Origin of the sequence: Aminomonas paucivorans DSM 12260, from assembly GCF_000165795.1 — a bacterium.
Lineage (GTDB): Bacteria > Synergistota > Synergistia > Synergistales > Synergistaceae > Aminomonas > Aminomonas paucivorans.
In genome coordinates this window covers 2,072,379-2,089,916 of record NZ_CM001022.1, presented here as the reverse complement: position 1 = coordinate 2,089,916, position 17,538 = coordinate 2,072,379, and the positions used below count along the sequence as shown (strand labels likewise).

17 protein-coding genes are annotated in these 17,538 nt (G+C 68.5%); 15 read left to right on the top strand and 2 right to left on the bottom strand.

Annotated elements, in window-relative coordinates:
* Nucleotides 1-4 precede the first annotated feature (4 nt).
* The 7 genes from APAU_RS09950 (at nucleotide 5) to APAU_RS09920 (ending at nucleotide 8,107) form a co-directional block, all read left to right on the top strand.
* Nucleotides 5-571 carry an HD domain-containing protein gene (locus APAU_RS09950; protein ID WP_006301621.1) on the top strand — a complete coding sequence of 189 codons (567 nt, stop codon included), beginning with the start codon at nucleotides 5-7 and terminating at the stop codon, nucleotides 569-571.
* Nucleotides 572-581: 10 nt separating this feature from the next.
* Nucleotides 582-1,217 carry a response regulator gene (locus APAU_RS09945; protein ID WP_006301620.1) on the top strand — a complete coding sequence of 212 codons (636 nt, stop codon included), beginning with the start codon at nucleotides 582-584 and terminating at the stop codon, nucleotides 1,215-1,217.
* Nucleotides 1,214-2,575: a sensor histidine kinase gene (locus APAU_RS09940; RefSeq protein WP_006301619.1), complete on the top strand. Its 1,362-nt coding sequence runs from the start codon at nucleotides 1,214-1,216 to the stop codon at nucleotides 2,573-2,575. Before APAU_RS09945 ends, APAU_RS09940 begins: the two co-directional genes overlap by 4 nt.
* A gap of 45 nt (nucleotides 2,576-2,620) precedes the next feature.
* On the top strand, nucleotides 2,621-4,231 hold the full coding sequence (locus APAU_RS09935; RefSeq protein ID WP_006301618.1) for an MBL fold metallo-hydrolase RNA specificity domain-containing protein: 1,611 nt from the start codon (nucleotides 2,621-2,623) through the stop codon (nucleotides 4,229-4,231).
* A 40-nt stretch (nucleotides 4,232-4,271) separates the two neighbouring features.
* Nucleotides 4,272-5,858 carry a hypothetical protein gene (locus tag APAU_RS09930; RefSeq protein ID WP_006301617.1) on the top strand — a complete coding sequence of 529 codons (1,587 nt, stop codon included), beginning with the start codon at nucleotides 4,272-4,274 and terminating at the stop codon, nucleotides 5,856-5,858.
* Nucleotides 5,859-5,939: 81 nt separating this feature from the next.
* The gene (tyrS, locus tag APAU_RS09925; protein ID WP_006301616.1) at nucleotides 5,940-7,223 is read left to right on the top strand and encodes a tyrosine--tRNA ligase; all 1,284 of its coding nucleotides are present in this window, start codon (nucleotides 5,940-5,942) and stop codon (nucleotides 7,221-7,223) included.
* Between the two features lie 5 nt (nucleotides 7,224-7,228).
* Nucleotides 7,229-8,107 (top strand): lysophospholipid acyltransferase family protein, encoded by an 879-nt coding sequence (locus tag APAU_RS09920; protein ID WP_006301615.1) that lies wholly within the window; start codon nucleotides 7,229-7,231, stop codon nucleotides 8,105-8,107.
* Nucleotides 8,108-8,116: 9 nt separating this feature from the next.
* Here APAU_RS09920 and APAU_RS13365 read toward each other — a convergent pair whose 3' ends face one another.
* Nucleotides 8,117-8,305: a 2-hydroxymuconate tautomerase gene (locus APAU_RS13365; protein ID WP_006301612.1), complete on the bottom strand. Its 189-nt coding sequence runs from the start codon at nucleotides 8,303-8,305 to the stop codon at nucleotides 8,117-8,119.
* A gap of 69 nt (nucleotides 8,306-8,374) precedes the next feature.
* Here APAU_RS13365 and APAU_RS09910 point away from each other — a divergent pair, with 69 nt between their 5' ends.
* Nucleotides 8,375-9,169, top strand: a complete 795-nt coding sequence (locus tag APAU_RS09910) for a prepilin peptidase (protein WP_006301610.1) — start codon at nucleotides 8,375-8,377, stop codon at nucleotides 9,167-9,169.
* Nucleotide 9,170: 1 nt separating this feature from the next.
* On the opposite strand, the gene ptsP is transcribed toward APAU_RS09910, so the two are convergent.
* Nucleotides 9,171-10,925 (bottom strand): phosphoenolpyruvate--protein phosphotransferase, encoded by a 1,755-nt coding sequence (gene ptsP / locus APAU_RS09905; protein ID WP_006301609.1) that lies wholly within the window; start codon nucleotides 10,923-10,925, stop codon nucleotides 9,171-9,173.
* Between the two features lie 132 nt (nucleotides 10,926-11,057).
* On the opposite strand from ptsP, the gene APAU_RS09900 reads away from it, so the two are divergent.
* The 7 genes from APAU_RS09900 to glpK all read left to right on the top strand — a co-directional run bounded on the left by APAU_RS09900 (nucleotide 11,058) and on the right by glpK (nucleotide 17,404).
* The gene (locus APAU_RS09900) at nucleotides 11,058-11,966 is read left to right on the top strand and encodes a hypothetical protein (protein WP_006301608.1); all 909 of its coding nucleotides are present in this window, start codon (nucleotides 11,058-11,060) and stop codon (nucleotides 11,964-11,966) included.
* Nucleotides 11,967-12,221: 255 nt separating this feature from the next.
* Nucleotides 12,222-12,794, top strand: coding sequence for a glycerol-3-phosphate responsive antiterminator (locus APAU_RS09895; protein WP_006301607.1), 573 nt, complete (start codon nucleotides 12,222-12,224; stop codon nucleotides 12,792-12,794).
* Nucleotides 12,795-12,998: 204 nt separating this feature from the next.
* Nucleotides 12,999-13,727: an MIP/aquaporin family protein gene (locus tag APAU_RS09890; RefSeq protein WP_006301606.1), complete on the top strand. Its 729-nt coding sequence runs from the start codon at nucleotides 12,999-13,001 to the stop codon at nucleotides 13,725-13,727.
* A 54-nt stretch (nucleotides 13,728-13,781) separates the two neighbouring features.
* Nucleotides 13,782-14,789 carry a dihydroxyacetone kinase subunit DhaK gene (dhaK, locus tag APAU_RS09885; RefSeq protein ID WP_232207732.1) on the top strand — a complete coding sequence of 336 codons (1,008 nt, stop codon included), beginning with the start codon at nucleotides 13,782-13,784 and terminating at the stop codon, nucleotides 14,787-14,789.
* A gap of 4 nt (nucleotides 14,790-14,793) precedes the next feature.
* The gene (gene dhaL, locus APAU_RS09880; protein WP_006301604.1) at nucleotides 14,794-15,426 is read left to right on the top strand and encodes a dihydroxyacetone kinase subunit DhaL; all 633 of its coding nucleotides are present in this window, start codon (nucleotides 14,794-14,796) and stop codon (nucleotides 15,424-15,426) included.
* A 1-nt stretch (nucleotide 15,427) separates the two neighbouring features.
* A complete protein-coding gene (gene dhaM, locus APAU_RS09875) occupies nucleotides 15,428-15,829 on the top strand; it encodes a dihydroxyacetone kinase phosphoryl donor subunit DhaM (RefSeq protein ID WP_006301603.1) in 402 nt (133 codons plus the stop codon).
* 45 nt (nucleotides 15,830-15,874) lie between these two features.
* Nucleotides 15,875-17,404 (top strand): glycerol kinase GlpK, encoded by a 1,530-nt coding sequence (gene glpK / locus APAU_RS09870; protein ID WP_006301602.1) that lies wholly within the window; start codon nucleotides 15,875-15,877, stop codon nucleotides 17,402-17,404.
* Nucleotides 17,405-17,538: the final 134 nt, after the last annotated feature.

Genomic DNA, 17,538 nt, shown 5'->3' with positions numbered 1-17,538 from the left:
GGACTTGACGCTCACGAAGGATCGGGAGAAGGCATGGGAACTCCTTTCGGCCCACAACCGGGAGGAGATGCACCTGCGCCACGCCCTGGCGGTGGAGGGGGCCATGCGCCACTTCGCCCGGCGGGCGGGGGAGGACGAGGACCTCTGGGGGATCGTGGGGCTGCTGCACGACCTGGACTGGGAGGAGACCCCGGACCGGCACTGCGCCCAGGCGGCGATCTGGCTGGAAGAGGCGGGCTACCCGCCGGAGTTCGTGCGGGCCATGCAGGCCCACGGATGGGACATCACGGGGGTGGAACCCCAGTCCCTCCTGGAGAAGACCCTGTACACCGTGGACGAACTCACGGGCTTCATCACCGCCGTGGCCCTGGTGCGACCCAGCAAGTCCCTCCAGGACCTGGAGGTTTCCTCGGTGAAGAAGAAGTGGAAGGACAAGGCCTTCGCCCGAGGGGTGAACCGGGAGGTCATCACCCGGGGGGCGGAGCTTCTGGGGGAGCCCCTGGAGGGCCTCATCGCCGAGACCATCCAGGCCCTGCGTCCCTTGGAGGCTCAAATCGGCCTGGGAGCTTGAGGAACCGGCCATGTCCATCACCCTGATCCTGGCGGACGACCACCCCCTCACCCGGGAGGGCCTTCGGGCCTACCTGACCCGGGAGCCGGAATTCCGCCTCCTGGGGGACTACGCCGACGGGGACGCGGCCTGGAAGGCCATGGTGGAGTTCAAACCCCGGGTGGCCCTGCTGGACGTGCGGATGCCCGGGCAGGACGGGGTGTCCCTGGCGCGGCGCATCAAGCAGGAGGGGCTGCCCGTCACCGCCCTCATGCTCACTTCCTACGACGCCCAACCCTACGTGCTGGCATCCCTGAAGGCCGGGGCCCGGGGTTACGTGCTCAAGACCTCCCCTGCGGAGACCCTCTGCCGGGCCATCCGGGTGGTGGCCCAGGGGGGGCTGTTTCTGGACTCCGAAGTGGCCGAAGCCATGGGAGGAGACGCCTTCGTCCCCGAACCCATCTCCCCCCGGGAGAGGGAGGTCCTGGTGCAGGCCGCCCAGGGGCTCTCCAGCAAGGAGATCGCCGCCAAGCTCTACATCAGCGAACGCACCGTGCAGACCCATCTGGCCTCCATCTACGACAAGGTGGGGGCGAAGAACAAAACCGAGGCCATGCTGCTGGCCCTCCGGTACGGCCTGGTGACCCTGGAGGAGCTGCTGGGTTGAGGCGACACCTTCTCCTCTTCCTGACCCTGTCCGTCCTCCTGCCCTCCGTGGCGGTGGTGGCGGGTTCGGGGTTGGGGTTGGTACAGGCCCAGAAGGCGCTGGAGTCGGTCACCCGCTCCTACGTGCGCAACCTGGCGGAGAGCATGGCGAACCGTCTGGACGGGGCCTGGAACCTCCAGGCTCAGGCCTACGGGACCCACCACGGTCTCATGGGGCTGCGGTTTCTCTCCCGGGACCTGCTGGTTCCCGGGCTGGTGGCGGTGATGGACACCCAGGGGCGTTTTCTCCTGGGAACCCCCGGGGCGGAGCCCCTGACCCTCCTCTGGAGGCGGGGGATGCCCCTGGGAGAGGCGGTGGAGGCCCGGGGGAACCGGGGGGAGCGCTACACCGTGGCGGCCTACCCCGCCGCGGGAAACCAGCTCTTCGTGGTGGCGGCGGTTTCCTGGGACGAGCTGCTGGGGCCGGTGCTCCGGGTGGCCACCCTGTGGCCCTTCTTTGTGGGGTTCGTGGGCGTCTGGAGTCTTCTGGCGGTGGGGGCCTTCGCCCGCTGGGTGGTGTGGCCCCTCCGGCACCTCGGGGCGGAGGTGGCGGCCCTGCGGTGGGGGGAGGACGCCCCGGCGCCGGAGCCCTTCCCGGCGGTGCTGGAGCTTCAGCGGCTGCGCCGGACCATCTCCCACCTGGCCCTTACGGCCATTGACCGGGCTTCCCTGACCAAACGGTACGTGGGGGACCTGATCCGGGTGCAGGAGGAGGAGAAGTCCCACCTCTCCCGGGAGATCCACGACGGCCCCCTGCAGGACGTGACGGCCCTGATCCAGCGGGTCCGCCTGGCCCGGATGGAGGCGAAGGACCCCGCCGCCCTGGAGGAGCAGCTTCGCCTGGCGGAGGGCATCGCCCAGGAGTGCGTGAAGGAGCTGCGGGGGTTGTGCGACGAGCTGAACCCCCCCTGGCTGGAGCTGGGATTCGAACAGGCCCTGACGGAGCTGGTGGCCCGGCTCCAGCAGCAGTGGCCCGTGGACCTGCGTCTGGAGTGCCTGGTCCACCCGGAACTGGATCGGGAGGAGACCCTGGCCCTCTTTCGGGTGGTGCAGGAGGGGGTGCACAACGCGGTGCGCCACGGGAAGGCCCGCCGGGTGGAGGTCTCCCTGTCGGAGGCGGAAGGGGAGTGGACCCTTTCCCTTCGGGACGACGGGACGGGCTTCGTCTTCCCTGAGGACCTCCGGGCCCTGCGGCTTCAGGGGCACCGGGGACTGGCGAACATGCAGGAGCGCATGGCCCTGATCGGGGGCAGCCTGGAGGTGCGCACCGCTCCGGGCAGGGGGACGGAGATTCTCTGCCGTCTGCGGAAGCGAGTCTGACCCGGCGTCGTCCTTGGGACCACGGGAGAGGGAGGGTTTTCTCGGATGAACTTGAAGTTTTTGGGAGCCGCAGGGGAAGTCACCGGTTCGAACTACCTTCTGGAGACCGAGAACAGCCGCATCCTGGTGGACTGCGGTCTTCACCAGGGGCGGGACGAGGAGGCTCAGAACCGGGACGAGTTCCCCTACAACCCCGGTTCCGTGGACGCGGTGCTCCTGACCCACGCCCACATGGACCACAGCGGGCTGCTTCCCCTCCTGGCGAAGCGGGGCTTCAAGGGGCGCATCTGGGCCACCACCGCCACGGTGGAGTTCTGCGAGGTGCTCTGGCGGGATTCGGCGCACCTCATGGAAGAGGAGGCGGAGTGGAAGACCCGCAAGAACGCCCGCAAGGGCCTGCCCCCGGTGGAGCCCCTCTACGACCTGGAGGACGTGGAGCGGGCCATCTCCCTGTTGCAGCCCCTGTCCTACGATGAGATGATCCGCCTCAGCCCGGAGGTGCAGGTCCGCTTCCGGGACGCGGGGCACATCCTGGGCAGCGCCATGATCGAGGTGTGGCTGGGGCCCCTGCGGGACGTGAAGGTGGTCTTCTCCGGCGACCTGGGGCCCATGAGGACGGTGATGGAGAAGACACCCTCCGTCATTGAGGACGCGGATTTCGTGGTCATCGAGTCCACCTACGGGGACCGGCTGCACCGGTCCAACGAGGAGACCCGGGCGGAGTTCCAGTCCATCCTGGAACAGGCCCTGAACGAGAAGGGCAAGGTGCTCATCCCCACCTTCGTGGTGGATCGGGCCCAGCGGGTGCTCTACGAGCTGGACCTGCTCCAGCGGGCCCTCCCCTCGAAGAACGGGGTGCCCATCTTCTTCGACTCCCCCATGGGGGTCAAGGCCACGGACATCTACCGGGGCCACCCGGAGCTGCTCTCCCAGGAGCTTCAGGGCCGCTTCCGCAAGGGGGAGGACCCCTTCTCCCCCCGGAACCTGAGGCACGTGGCCACGGTGGACGACAGCCGGGCCATCAACCAGATCGGGCACGCGGTGGTGCTGGCGGGAAGCGGCATGTGCACGGGGGGGCGCATCGTGCACCACCTGAAGCACAACCTCTGGCAGGAGAACTGCCACGTGGTGCTGGTGGGCTACCAGGCCCGGGGCACCCTGGGGCGCCGCCTCGTGGAGGGGGAGAAGGTCCTGCGCATCGCCGGGGAGGAGGTGACGGTGCAGGCCAAGGTGCACACCGTCAACGGCTTCTCCGCCCACGGGGACCGCAAGGACCTCCTCGCCTGGGCGGGACACTTCGACTCCGCCCCGGTGTTCCTGGTGACCCACGGGGAACCCACCTCCTCCGAGGCCCTGGCTCAGGGGCTGCGGGAACTGGGCTACCAGGCCGTGGTGCCCCACAAGGGGGAGGAGATGGACCTCAAGCGGGCGGAGCGGCTCTACGTGCCCGCCCAGGAGTGGGCTCCCGTCCGGGCGGACCGGCGGGAGGAAGTGCTCTCCCTGCTGGGGGACATCGCCAGCCTGACCGTTTCCCTGAGAGAGGGGCTGGAGGAGGAGGAAAACCTCCAGGAATTGTTGCCTTTGTTGGAATCCAGCCGTACCCTGCTGAAGACGGTGGGGCGGCTTCGGAAGGCGCCGGAACCGGCGCGGCGCTGATCCCGACGGAGAGCCGCCGGGAAGGGATGGAGGGAAGGTCGTGAAGGGCTTGCGGTGGCGGTTTCCCGAAGCGGGCGGGGTGGTCCTCCTTCGGGAACGGATCCTGAGGGCCTTGGGGAGAGTTCTCCCCAAGGTGGGACATGGGATCCTCGCCCTGGTGGTGTTGGGGTTGCTGGGTCTGTTGGGGGCGTGGATCTTCCTGGGACTGCCCTCCCGAGGGGACCAGGCCCTTGCGGTCTTTCCCGAGCCCGGGGACGGCGTCCCCTGGGTTCTGGTGCAGCTGGAGGAGAAGGGGCTTTCCCGAGAAAGTCTGGCAGACCTGGCGGGGGGACTGGGACGCCTGGGGCAGGAGGATCGGGAGCTGGATCTCCCGGCCCTCCTGGCGGGGCAGGTGCGGCGAACCGCCCTCTTTCTTCCCTTCGGGCAGGAGGGGAACCCCCTGGGGGTCTTCCTGCCGGAGAAGGGGGAGCTGGACTCGCTGCGCCGTGGACAGGTCCCCGCGTCCTGGACCGGGGGAGGAGAGCGTCCCTTCCGCTACGAGTTCGACGGGGCTCTGGGGGCCTTCCGGGTCCTCGATGCCCGGGAGGACCCGGCGGGCTTCCTGGCCCTGGAGGGGGAGCGAGTGCTCTTCGCCCGGAGCCAGGAGGACCTGGAGGCCATGAAGCAGGTGGCCGCGGGGGCGAAGAAGTCTCTGTCCCTGCGTTGGGAGCTGGAGCCCCGGTGGAGGGGGCACCTGCTGGCCTGCGACGGGGGCTGGCTGGACCGTGCCTCGGGGGAAAAGGATTCCCCCTCCCGGGGGGCTCCCCTGTTTCTGGAGATGGCCTGGCGATACCTGCTTCCCGCGGCGGTCCCGGGTCCCGGAGGTCCCTTGGGGGAGGCCAAGTGGAGGGTCCGAGGGGCTTCCTTCCCCTGGGGGGAGGAGAAGCCCGAGTCCCTCACCTGGAATCGCCAGCCCTTCTCCCTGGGGGATCCCCCCGTGCTGGCCCTGGGGGTCAACCTGCCGAAGATGGGCGAAGAGGACCTTCGCCGTTTCCCCGGGCTGGACCGGCTGAAGGGGTGGTTGGAGGAGCTGGCCCTTCCCAAAGAGACCATCGGGACCCTGCTTCGGGGCCCCCTGGTGTTGAGTCTGGGGGGGAAGACCCAGGTCCTGTGGTTCGACCTTCCCGGCTTTCTGGCGGATTTTCCCGGCCGAGGGGAGGCGGGGCAGGCCCTGGCGGATGCGGTGTGGCAGAAGCTCTTCCTGGGGACCAAACCCACCGCCTTGGAGGGGTACGACCACGGGGGCGCCACGGAGCTGCCCTTCACCTTCCTGGCGGCGGCGAACCGCAGCGACGCCCTCCTGGGGCTGGCGAAGCCCGAGGGCATTCGGCCCCTCTCTCCCGAGGGCCCTCCCTTCGGGGGCGAGACCGTGCGAGGCTGGGGCTGGATCTACGCGGACCTGCCCAAGCTGGCGGACACCCTGGGGGAGCTGACGGCCCTGGACGAACTCTTCACGGGGCAGGAACTGAAGAACCCCTTCGAGGAGCAGGCGGGGGACGCCCTTCGGGGATTCCTGCGTACCCTGCACCCCTTCCTCTTGGTGTGGGACCGCCCGGACGGGGGCACCCTGAAGTGGTACGGGCGCTGAACCCCGGCGCCGTCGTCCGGGACGGATCGGAAAGGGTCGGGGGCCCCGGCGGGGCTTCCGGGAAGTGAAGGAGGCAAGGACATGACGGAACGGAAGAATGCCCTGGAGGTGCTGAGCCGCAGGGGGCTCATCGAATGGTGTAGCCAGCCGGAGGAACTCTCCTCCCTGTTCGAGCGGGAGATGGTGACGGGCTACGTGGGTTTCGACCCCTCCGCGGACAGCCTCCACGTGGGGAACATGGTGCCCATCATGGGTTTGGCGTGGCTCCAGCGTCTGGGGCATCGTCCCATGGCCCTGGTGGGGGGCGGCACGGGACTCATCGGGGACCCCTCCGGCAAGACCAAGGAGCGGCAGCTCCTCTCGGAGGAGCAGGTGGTCCACAACATGGGCTGCATCCGTGGCCAGCTGGAGCGGTTCCTGGACTTCGACCGCACTCCCAACGCGGCTCTGCTGGTGAACAACTACGACTGGCTCAAGAAGCAGGGCTACATCGAGTTCCTCCGGGACACGGGGAAGTACTTCTCCGTGAACTATATGATCAACCGGGAGTACATCCGCAGCCGCCTGGAGGACCCGGAGAAGTCCATCACCTACACGGAGCTGTCCTACATGCTCCTCCAGGCCTTCGACTTCCACCACCTCTACAGGACCCAGGGCTGCCTGCTCCAGATGGGGGGCAACGACCAGCAGGGTAACCTCATCGCGGGCATCGACCTGATCCGCAAGAAGGAAGGGGTGCAGGCCTACGCCGCCACCTTCCCCCTGCTGCTCACCTCCTCGGGACAGAAGTTCGGCAAGTCCGAACAGGGGGCGGTGTACCTCTCCCCGGAGCGGACCTCCCCCTACCGGTTCTACCAGTTCTGGATCAACACGGAGGACGCGGACCTGCCCAAGCTCCTGCGCATGTACACCTTCTGGGAGGACGAGGAGATCGGGGCGCTGCTTGCGGAGCAGGCCGCCGCTCCGGAGCGCCGCACCGGCCAGAAGCGTCTCGCCTGGGACTTCACCTGTCGGGTCCACGGGGAAGAGGTGGCCAAACGGGTCGCCCGGGCCAGCGAGCTGCTCTTCGGGGAGTTCGACCTCTCCCGCCTGGACGCCCAGGTGCTGGAGACCCTGGTGGACGAGATCCCCACCGCCCCCCTGCCGGGGGACCTGCCCCGGTCCCTGGCGGACCTGTTGGCGGAGAGCGGCGCCTGTCCCTCCAAGGGGGAGGCCAAGCGCCTCCTCAAGGGCGGCGGGGTGTCCTGCAACGGCCGCAAGGTGGAGCGTGAGGACGCGGCCGTGGAGCCCTCGGAGCTGCTCTTTGACCGGTACCTCTTCCTCCGGTTGGGCAAGAAGCGGTTCCACCTGCTGCGTCGGGGCTAATCTGCGTGTCCTGGAAGACCGCCCTGGTCTGCGCCCTGGGACGGCGCCTCCGCCCCGGGTGGAGCGCCTCGGCCCTGGTGGGGCTCCTGGAGGGGGCGGTGCTGCTGGCCCGTCCCCGTCGCGCCGTGGCCCTGGGGAACCTGCGCCTGGCCTTCCCGGAGAAGACGGCGGAGGAACGCCGGGCCCTCTACCGAGGCTGCGTGCGCCATCTGGCCTGGTCCGCCGTGGAGTGCCTGGTCCTGGACCGGGAGCCTCGGCAGGCCCTGGAGTGGGTGGAGGAGGCCCGGGGGCGGGAGTGGCTGGACCGGCCCCGGGGAGAGGGAAAGGGGGTCGTCCTGGTGACCCCCCACCTGGGGAACTGGGAACTCTGCGCCGCCTGGATGGCCCAGGCGGGGTATCCCCTCTGCGCCATCGTCCGCCCTCCCGACGACCCGGAGGACGCGGGGTTTCTGGAGGCCTTCCGGGAGCGCAGCGGCCTGAAGACCCTGGACAAGGAGGCCCCCATGACCCGGGCGGTGGGGGTGCTGCGCCGGGGGGAGATCCTGGGGATCGTGTCGGACCAGCACGGGGGCCCCAAGGGGGTGGAGGCGCCCTTCTTCGGGGTGGTCACCTCCACCGTGCCGGGGCCCTCGGTGTTCGCCCATCTCACGGGGTGTCCCGTGGTGATGGTGGAGTCCTGGCGGGAGGCCCCCTTCCGTCACCGGATCCGGTTTTCCCCCGTGGACTGGGAGGTCCCGGGGGACCGGGAGGCCCGGGTCCGGGAGGGTACCGCCCGGGTCAACGCGGCCCTGGAAGGGGCCATCCGGCGGCACCCGGAACAGTGGCTCTGGCAGCACCGCCGGTTTGTGGAGGCCATGAGGGAGGGGCACTTCTTCGAGGGGTGATCCCCCCGGTCAGGCCCGGTCCGAGACCAGGGTCCCCGCGATGGCGTAGTGCTCCCGGGGCATCTCCTCCAGGATGATGCGCACCTGTTCCGGGCGTACCTCCAGGTCCTGGCAGATGCAGTTCGTCACGTCCGCCACCACCTTGCGCTTCTGCTCCAGGGTGCGTCCCTCCAGCAGATGAATCTGGACGATGGGCATGGGCTTCCTCTCCTTCCGTGGGGTCGGTGCCCCCTCATTCTCGAAGCTGTCCGAGGAGTTGACAAGGTCATGGAGTGTTCCGCCCTGGGGTTCGTCGAAGGAGCCTTCCTCCTCCTCTGCGCCGCCGGGGGAGCCTGCGCCGCCTCCTTCCTGGAGACCGCGGCGCACCGGTCCGTGCAGGGCCGATCCTGGTGGGGAACCTCCCGGTCGGTCTGCGAGTCCTGCGGCGCCGTCCTGGGCCCCCGGGACCTGATCCCCCTCCTCTCCGCCCTGGCCTCCCGGGGCCGCTGCCGCCACTGCGGCGCCCCCATCCCCCTGCGCCACGGGATCTCCGAGGCGGTCCTGGCTCTGGTCTGGGGGCTCCTCGCCTGGCATTTCGGCCCCCTCTACCCCCTGATCCCCGCCCTGTCCCTCTCCGCCCTGGCCCTGTTCCACGCCCTGACGGACCTGGAGTGCGGCTACATCTACGACCTGCCGGTGGTCGTCACCCTGGCCTTGGGGCTGGCCCTGCGCCTCCCCGGGGGAGTCCCCGCCCTGCTGGACGGAGTCGCCGGGGCCGCCGCGGGTTGGGGCGTCCTGGCGGCGGTCATCCTGGCCAGCCGAGGGGGCATGGGCTGGGGAGACGCCCTGCTCATGCTGGGTTTCGGGGCCTTCCTGGGGTGGAAGGCGGCCCTTCTGGCCCTCTACGGAGGCTTCGCCGTGGGGGGCGTCTGGGCGGTGACCCTGCTCCTCCGAGGCAAGGCCAAGAGAAAGGACCCGATCCCCCTGGGGCCCTTCCTCGCCCTGGGGGCGGTGGGGGCGCTTCTCCTGGGGAACCGGGTCCTGGACTGGTTCGGCTTCGCCTCCTCCTGGCCCTGGGGGTAGGCTACTCTCCCGTTGTCTCCTGAAAGGCCGCCAGACGGTCCCGGATGGCGGAGCCCGACTCCATCCCCTGGATCTCCTCCCACAGGGCCTGGCACGAAGGCCGGTCCAGGCGCAGGAGGGTCTCTTTCACCCAAGGGATCCGGGCGGAGGACATGGACAGGTCGTCGTACCCCAGGGCCACCAGCAGGGGAAGGGCCAGCCGGTCTCCCGCCATCTCCCCGCACATGCCCACCTCCACCCCCGCCGCCCGGGCCCCCTGTGCGGTGAGGGCAAGCAGGCGCAGCACCGCCGGGTGGAAGGGGTCGTACCAGGAAAGCAGCCGGGGGTTCTGCCGGTCCACCGCCAGGGTGTACTGGATCAGGTCGTTGGTGCCCACGGAGAAGAAGTCCACCTCCCGGGCAAGCCGGTCCGCCAGGATCGCCGCGGAGGGGACCTCCACCATGATCCCCAGGGGGATGCGCTCCGCCGTGGGGTTCCCCTGGTCCCGGCACTCCGCCCGGACCTCCTCCAGGAGCGTCCGGGCCTGACGCACCTCCCACAGGCTGGACACCAGGGGAAGCATGATCCGCAGGTTCCCGTGGGCGGAGGCCCGCACCAGGGCTCGGAGCTGCGTCCGGAAGAGGTCCGGATGCTGCAGGCAGACCCGCAGGGCCCGAAGCCCCAGGAAGGGGTTGGCCTCCTCCCCCACCAGGCCCTTCACGTAGGGAACTTCCTTGTCCCCCCCCGCGTCCAGGGTCCGGATGGTGACGGGGAAGGGAGCCAGGGCCGTCAGGGCCTCCCGGTAGGCCTGGAACTGTTCTTCCTCATCCGGGGGCGTCGTGCGCCCCATGAAGAGGAACTCCGTGCGGAAGAGCCCCACCCCGGTGCCCCCCGCGTCGAGCACCCCCGAGGCGTCGTGGGGGGAGGCGATGTTGCCCCACAGGCCCACGGAGTGTCCGTCCCGGGTGCGGGCGGGGGCGTCGATCCCCGCCTTCAGCCTGCTTCGGGTCCGCTCCTGCTGTTCCATCCGATCCCGGAATCGGGATCGGGTCTCCTCGGACGGGGAGACCACCACCTCCCCCGTCTCCCCGTCGCAGAGGGCCGTCTCCCCCGGGACGAACAGGTCGTCCCGCAGGGGAAGGCCGGAGATTCCGGGCAGCTCCAGGGACTTGAGAAGGATGGCGAAGTGGCTGGTGGGGCCGCCTTCGGCGGTGAGCACCCCCCGGACGCCCTTCTTCGTGCCAAGGAGGGCCGCGTCGGAGGGGGCCAGCTCCTCCACCGCCAGGAGGCAGTCCTCCTCGGGCAGGCGGCTCAAGTCCTCCGATCCCGTGAGGATCCGGTGGAGCCGTTGTCCCACGTCCAGGATGTCCGCCGCCCGTTCCCGAAAGTAGGGGTCCGAGAGGGCTTCGAACTGGGCCTTGAGGGCCAGGGTGGTCTCCACCAGGGCGTCCTCCGCGGACTGTCCCTCCCGGATGCCCGAGGCCACCCCGTCCACCAGCAAGGGGTCCTGGGCCATCCACTGGTGGGCCTGGAAGATGGCCGCCTTGTCGGAGCCCAGGGTCTGGCGGGTGGCCTCTTCCAGGGCCTTCAGCTCCTCCAGTGCCCGCTCCCGAGCCCGGGAGAAGCGCTCCTCTTCCCCGGCGGGATCGGACGCGGCCCCGCCGCCTCCGGTCTTCTGGAAGGGAACCGACCGGACCCGGCAGATGCGTCCCTCCGCCAGCCCCGGGGAGAGGGGGATGCCCTTGAGGATCACGTCGGCGCGCTTCGGGGTGTTCATGCTGTCCCATCACCTGGCCCTTCTCGTGGGGGTTTTTCCCAGTTTACCCGCTTCGTCCCTCGCGTTTCAATTCACACCTTGTGTCTGTCGAAGTAAAGCGATAGACTCGTGAGAAGAGAGGGGGGGTCGACGATGAAACAGTTCGAATGGCTGTCCACGGGGTTGTTGGCTCCCTTGCCCGACCAGGAGGAACGCCTGAGTCCCCCGAACGACGGGGAGCCCTTGGTGTTGGTGTACCTTCCCTGGAACCATCGTCTTCTGGGGGTCCGCCTCCTGGGACGCTTCGACGCGTGGTACGTGGGGCGCTCCGGCCCCCGGGTCCAGTGGCGCGAGGTGTTCCTCTATCCCGATCTGCCCGCCGCCCTGACCCTGGAGGGGGAGCGGGTGGAACTTCCTGCGCCGGGGGTCAACCAGCTCCTCGCGACCCTTCAGGCCCACGTGGCCCCCCCGGGAGACCACGGCAAGACGGAGTCCTTTTTGGCGGAGTGCCTGACCCGATCCAAGAATCCCGCCCTTTCGGGGGAGGAGGATCGGCCCTGGAGGCGGATGGCCTACTGCGGCATCCGGTCGGCCCTGTTCTGGAACGACCGGGCCTGCCTGACGCGCATCGCCCTTTGGCTTCGGGAGGCCCGGGACGCCTTCGGTCCCTCCTCGGGGATTCGCCTGTGGAAGCGGTTTCCCCCCTCCCTGGAGGAGGACGTGGTGCAGGACCTGGCCGCTCTGGGCTTCCTTCCGGAGCGCATCCGGCAGCTGGATCTGGAGGACACCAATCCCTGCGTCCTTCGCAACGACCGGGGATACCTGATCCAGTTCTGGAACAGCACCCACGACGAGCCCGGCCTGGAGGGAACCTCCCTGCGGCTGCTCCTCTTCGTCCCCCTGACGGCCTGGACGGACCTCAGGGGCAAGCACGGCCTCTCCCTCAAGGAGATGGTCCATGCCGCCTGGGGCTACGCCGACGCCTACGAGACGTGGCGGAGCTGGCGGTTCTACGGCCTGGAGATCCCTACGGAAAAGGGCAAGACGGCGACCGCGGTCTGAGGGGATTCCCTCAAGGGACCTGCGTCGGGGCCGGGAGGGGGGAGCCCCTCTCGGCCCCATTTTTGCGTTCCCCCACGGCCGAGGGTGGGGAAGTGGCGATGCAGTGGGGCTCCTCAAGTGGCGTCCCGTTTCTTTTCCCGACTTGTCGAAACCGAGAGGATGGGCTACGATGAATCCGCCGTCACGATCAACCCGTGACGCTGCGGTGTGCGGCATCCGGAATTGCCTGATCAAATCGCCCGGGAGGTGCCGTTGATGAATCGCCTACAGGTTTTACGGCAGCGCCTTGCCGAGCACCCCGTCATCTGCGCCGTCCGCACTTCGGAGGATCTGCGCTGTGCGCAACAGCTGGAGGGTCCCCGGTGCGTCTTCCTCCTGGGGACCACTCTGCGCGAAGTCCCCCAGTCCGTGTCCTCCCTTTCTGCCAAAGGACACAGCGTCTTCGTCCACGTGGACCTGGTGGAAGGGCTCAAGCCCGACGCCGCAGGTCTCAGCTTCCTGGCGGAGCACGCCAAGCCCACGGGGGTCATCAGCACCCACCGCAGCGTGGTGGAACAGGCCCGGGAACAGGGGCTGCTCACGATCCTTCGAGTCTTCCTTTTGGATTCCGAGGCGCTCCGCAAGGGGCGCCAGCTGGTCTCCCATCTGCGCCCGGACCTGCTGGAGCTGCTTCCCGGCGTGGCGCTGGTGGGGCTTGGCGAGTCCCGGCTGCGGGAGTTCGGGGCAGGGCTCATCGCCGGGGGGCTGGTGGAGGACAAGTCCCAGGTCGGGGCCATTCTCAAGAGAGGGGTCCTGGGGGTCTCCACAAGCACTCGTTCGCTCTGGTAGTGCCACGTCTCCCCTAGGGGACGACGACAACCGAATAGGGGCTCCCTAAGAGAAGAAGAGAGCAAGTGTCCGCTGTCGGCCTGCGCCGGTAGAGGGTACTTGCTCTTTTTTTGATGGAGAGGAGGTGGATCGCAGGAGACGTTTGGGGTACATCGCAGCGGACGTAAGGACGAGGGCAACGAAACAACGAAGGAGGGATAGGACATGAACGGTCAGGTATTCGGCGAGTTCTTCGGCACCATGGTTCTGATCGCCTTCGGCGACGGAGTGGTGGCTTGCGCGCTCCTGGAGAAGTCCAAGGGACAGAACGCCGGTTGGGTCCACATCAACTGGGGATGGGCCTTCGCGGTCATGTTGGGGGTCTTCGCCGCCATCGCCACGGGTGCCCCCCAGGCGGACATCAACCCGGCGGTCACGTTGGCCAAGGCCCTCAACGGCGTCTACACCGGCAGTCAGGCTCTGATCACCATGGTGGCCCAGCTGGTCGGGGGGATCGTGGGCGGCGTCCTGGTCTACCTCCTCTACCTTCCCCACTGGGGCGAAACGAAGGATCCCGGCCTGAAGCTGGCGGTCTTCTCCACGGGTCCCGCCATCCGCAACCCCATGGCGAACCTCCTCACCGAAGTCATCGCCACCACGTTCCTCATCGTCGGCATCTTCTGCATCTTCTCCAAGCAGGTGGGGGGCATCGCCCCCGGAGTCGGCCCCTTCATGGTGGCCGGACTGATCTACGTGCTGGGTTCCGCCATGGGCGGCCCCACGGGGTATGCCCTGAACCCCGCCCGTGACCTGGGTCCCCGCATCGCCCACGCGATCCTGCCCATCCCGGGCAAGGGCGATTCCGACTGGGGTTATTCCTGGGTGCCCGTGGTGGGTCCGTTCCTCGGCGGTCTGGTGGCCTACGCGGTCGCCAAGGCTGTGGGAATCCTCTAGGCTTCGTTTCGAACGAAGGGGTCCTCTTCGCAGGACCCCCATTTTATCCGGGAGGTGAACCGAGTGAAGAAGCTCATCAACAAGGTCGACGACGTGGTGGTCGAGTCCCTGGCGGGGATGCAGGCGGCCCACGGCGATCTGGTGCGGCTCCATCCCTCCGTCAAGGGAGTGCTTCGGGCGGATGCGCCCAACCCCAAGGTGGCGGTGATCTCCGGCGGCGGCAGCGGTCATGAACCCCTTCACGGGGGATTCGTGGGGTTCGGGATGCTCGACGCGGCTTGCCCCGGCGAGGTGTTCACCTCCCCCACTCCCGACCAGATGCTGGAGGCCGCCAAGGCGGTGCAGGGCGGCAAGGGAGTCCTTTTCATCGTCAAGAACTACACCGGGGACGTGATGAATTTCCAGATGGCGGCGGACATGCTGGCCGCCGAGGGCATCCCCGTGGCCCAGGTGGTGGTGAACGACGACGTGGCGGTGCAGGATTCCCTCTACACCGCGGGGCGTCGCGGCGTGGGCGGCACGGTGCTCATCGAGAAGATCGTGGGGGCCCTGGCGGAGCTGGGGGCACCCCTGGAGGAAGTGAAGCAGGTCTGCGAGAAGTGCAACGCTCAGGTGCGGAGCATGGGCATGGCCCTCACCAGTTGCGCGGTCCCGGCGGCGGGCAAGCCCACCTTCGAGCTGGGGGAGGACGAGTTCGAGCTGGGCATCGGCATCCACGGGGAGCCGGGGCGGCAACGTCTCAAGATGAAGACCGCCCGGGAGATCGTGGAGTCCATGGCGGAGGTCATCGTGAACGACCTGCCCTTCCAGAAGGGGGACGAGGTCCTGGCTTTCGTCAACGGCATGGGGGGCACTCCCCTCATGGAGCTGTACCTGGTCTACAACGACCTGGTTCGGTTCCTGAACGGGAAGGGGATTCAGGTAGCCCGCAACCTGGTGGGGAACTACATCACCAGCCTGGAGATGCAGGGGTGCTCCATCACCCTGCTCAAACTGGACAGCCAGCTGAAGGCCCTCTGGGACTACCCGGTGCACACCCCGGCGCTGCGGTGGGGGAAGTAGATCCATGCCCTTCACCCTTGAGATGGGCCGCATCGCCCTGGCGAAGATGGACCAGGCCGTGGAGTCCCACCGGGAGTACCTCACGGAGCTTGATTCCGCCATCGGGGACGCCGACCACGGCATCAACATGAGCCGGGGATTCCGCAAGACCATGGAGAAGATCCAGGGGGCGGAGCACCCCGATCTGGGGGCTCTGTTCCGGGATGTGGCCATGGTGATGATGGGCAGCGTGGGGGGGGCCTCGGGTCCCCTCTACGGGACCTTCTTCATGAAGGTTTCCCAGAAGCTCGCCGGCAAGGATCAGGTGGAGCTTCCCCAGCTGGCGGAGGCCCTTCAAGAGGGGCTCAACGGGATTGTGGCCCTGGGGAAGGCCCAGGTGGGGGACAAGACCATGGTGGATACCCTGGTGCCCGCTCTGTCGACCTTGGCCGCGGAGGCGGAGGGAGACGAACGGTCCGCCTGGGACAAGACGGTGGCGGCGGCGGAGCAGGGGATGACCTCCACCATCCCCCTGGTGGCCCGAAAAGGGCGCGCCAGTTACCTGGGGGAGCGCTCCGCGGGGCACCAGGACCCGGGGGCCACGTCCACCTACCTGCTGCTGAACTGCCTTCGGGCTGCGGCGCTGGGGGAATCCTGAGGTGATCGGCATCCTGGTGGTCTCCCACAGCGCCGAAGCGGCCCGGGGCATCGCCCTCATCGCCTCCCAGATGTCCGGGGGCGGGGCGTTCGTGCGCGGGGTGGGAGGTTCCGAAGACGGGGGGCTGGGCACCAGCGTCCCCCAGATCCTGGAGGTCCTGCAGGAGCTTTTGGGGGCCTGCGAAGGCGTGGCGGTGGTTCCGGACCTGGGCAGCGCGGTGCTCTCCGCCCGGTCGGCCCTGGAGTTTCTCGATCCGTCGGAGGCGGCCCGGGTGGCCGTGGCCGACGCCCCCGCCCTGGAAGGGGCCATGATGGGGGCGGTGGAGTCGAGTCTGGGGTCCGATCTGGCGAAGGTGGTGGCCACCGCCGAGGGCGCCCGGAACCTGGAGAAGACCCGACATTGACCCTTCGGGGAGCCGGGTCGGAGGGATACGAAGGAGGAGATCTGGATGGCGAAGAAGTACGTGGTGGCCATTGACCAGGGCACGACCAGCACCCGCTGCATGGTGTTCGATGCGAAGGGGCTCCCCGTGTGCTCCCAGCAGATGGAGCACGCCCAGATCTATCCCAAGCCGGGCTGGGTGGAGCACGACGCCCTGGAAATCTGGTCCCGAACCCAGGACGTGATCCGTGGAGCGCTGGAGAAGGGGCGCATCGCCCCCGACGAGATCGCCTCCATCGGCATCACCAACCAGCGGGAGACCACCGTGGTGTGGGAGAAGGCCACGGGCAAGCCCATCTACAACGCCATCGTCTGGCAGTGCATGCGCACCCAGGACTTCTGCGGCGAGTGGCAGCGCACCCCCGGCTGGCAGCAGACCGCTTCCGGGGAAGGCAAGGTGAAGGACCACACGGGGCTTCTCATCAGCCCGTACTTCTCCGGGACCAAGATCAAGTGGATCCTGGACAACGTGCCCGGCGCCCGGGAGCGGGCTGCCAAGGGAGAGATCCTCTTCGGCAACATCGACACCTGGGTGATCTGGAACCTCACCGGAGGCCCCAACGGGGGCGTGCACGTCACCGACGTCTCCAACGCCTCCCGGACCCTGCTCATGAACATCAAGACCCTCCAGTGGGACCAGGAGATGATGAAGTTCCTCGACGTCCCCGCGGCCATGCTGCCCGCCATCAAGCCTTCCAGCTTCGTCTACGGCCACACCAAGGCGGACGGCCCCTTCGGCGCCGCCATCCCCGTGGCGGGAGACCTGGGAGACCAGCAGGCGGCCCTCTTCGGCCAGGCCTGCTTCGGCAAGGGAGACGCCAAGAACACCTACGGCACCGGCAGCTTCCTGCTCCTCAACATCGGCGAGGATCCGGTGCTCTCCAAGAACGGCCTGCTCACCACGGCGGGCTACAGCCTCCAGGAGGGCAAGTGCACCTACGCCCTGGAGGGTTCCATCGCCATCACCGGCGCGGCGGTGCAGTGGCTGCGGGACAACCTGCGCCTCTTCGACGAGGCCCCGGACAGCGAGTACTTCGCCCGCAAGGTGGAGGATTCCGGGGGCATCTACTTCGTCCCCGCCTTCTCCGGTCTGTACGCCCCCTATTGGGACATGGAGGCCCGGGGAGCCATCGTGGGGCTGACCCGGTACATCCGCAAGGAGCACCTCATCCGGGCCACCCTGGAGAGCATCTGCTACCAGACCCGGGACGTGGTGGAGGCCATGAACAAGGATTCCGGCGTGCCCCTGGCGGAGCTGAAGGTGGACGGCGGGGCGGTGAAGAACGACCTGCTCATGCAGATGCAGGCGGACATCCTGGGCACCAAGGTGGTGCGTCCGGAGGTCAACGAGACCACCGCCCTGGGGGCGGCCTATGCGGCGGGACTGGCCACGGGCTTCTGGAAGTCCACGGACGAACTCACGGACCACTGGGCGGAGGACCGCCGCTTCGACCCGCTCCTCGCCGCCGACAAGAGGGCGGAGCGCTACAAGGGTTGGCAGAAGGCCGTCACCAAGGCCAAGGGCTGGATCGACTAGGCCCCTTTTCGGGGCGTCGCCCAGCAGGCGGCGCCCCCCTGTAGAACAAGCGTGATCGTATCGGGGTTCGTGCGGACCAGAGGGAGAGAGGATGCACGTTACGAACGTGCATGTCCTCTCTCCCTTTTTGTCGG

What these genes read in the sequence shown, in the direction of transcription:
- ptsP (WP_006301609.1), bottom strand. Translation starts at nt 10,925, where the DNA reads ATGAACACCCCGAAGCGCGCCGACGTGATCCTCAAGGGCATCCCCCTC.
- APAU_RS09890 (WP_006301606.1), top strand. Translation starts at nt 12,999, where the DNA reads ATGAACGGTCAGGTATTCGGCGAGTTCTTCGGCACCATGGTTCTGATC.
- tyrS (WP_006301616.1), top strand. Translation starts at nt 5,940, where the DNA reads ATGACGGAACGGAAGAATGCCCTGGAGGTGCTGAGCCGCAGGGGGCTC.
- glpK (WP_006301602.1), top strand. Translation starts at nt 15,875, where the DNA reads ATGGCGAAGAAGTACGTGGTGGCCATTGACCAGGGCACGACCAGCACC.
- APAU_RS09945 (WP_006301620.1), top strand. Translation starts at nt 582, where the DNA reads ATGTCCATCACCCTGATCCTGGCGGACGACCACCCCCTCACCCGGGAG.
- dhaL (WP_006301604.1), top strand. Translation starts at nt 14,794, where the DNA reads ATGCCCTTCACCCTTGAGATGGGCCGCATCGCCCTGGCGAAGATGGAC.
- APAU_RS09895 (WP_006301607.1), top strand. Translation starts at nt 12,222, where the DNA reads ATGAATCGCCTACAGGTTTTACGGCAGCGCCTTGCCGAGCACCCCGTC.
- APAU_RS09910 (WP_006301610.1), top strand. Translation starts at nt 8,375, where the DNA reads ATGGAGTGTTCCGCCCTGGGGTTCGTCGAAGGAGCCTTCCTCCTCCTC.
- APAU_RS09935 (WP_006301618.1), top strand. Translation starts at nt 2,621, where the DNA reads ATGAACTTGAAGTTTTTGGGAGCCGCAGGGGAAGTCACCGGTTCGAAC.
- APAU_RS09900 (WP_006301608.1), top strand. Translation starts at nt 11,058, where the DNA reads ATGAAACAGTTCGAATGGCTGTCCACGGGGTTGTTGGCTCCCTTGCCC.
- APAU_RS13365 (WP_006301612.1), bottom strand. Translation starts at nt 8,305, where the DNA reads ATGCCCATCGTCCAGATTCATCTGCTGGAGGGACGCACCCTGGAGCAG.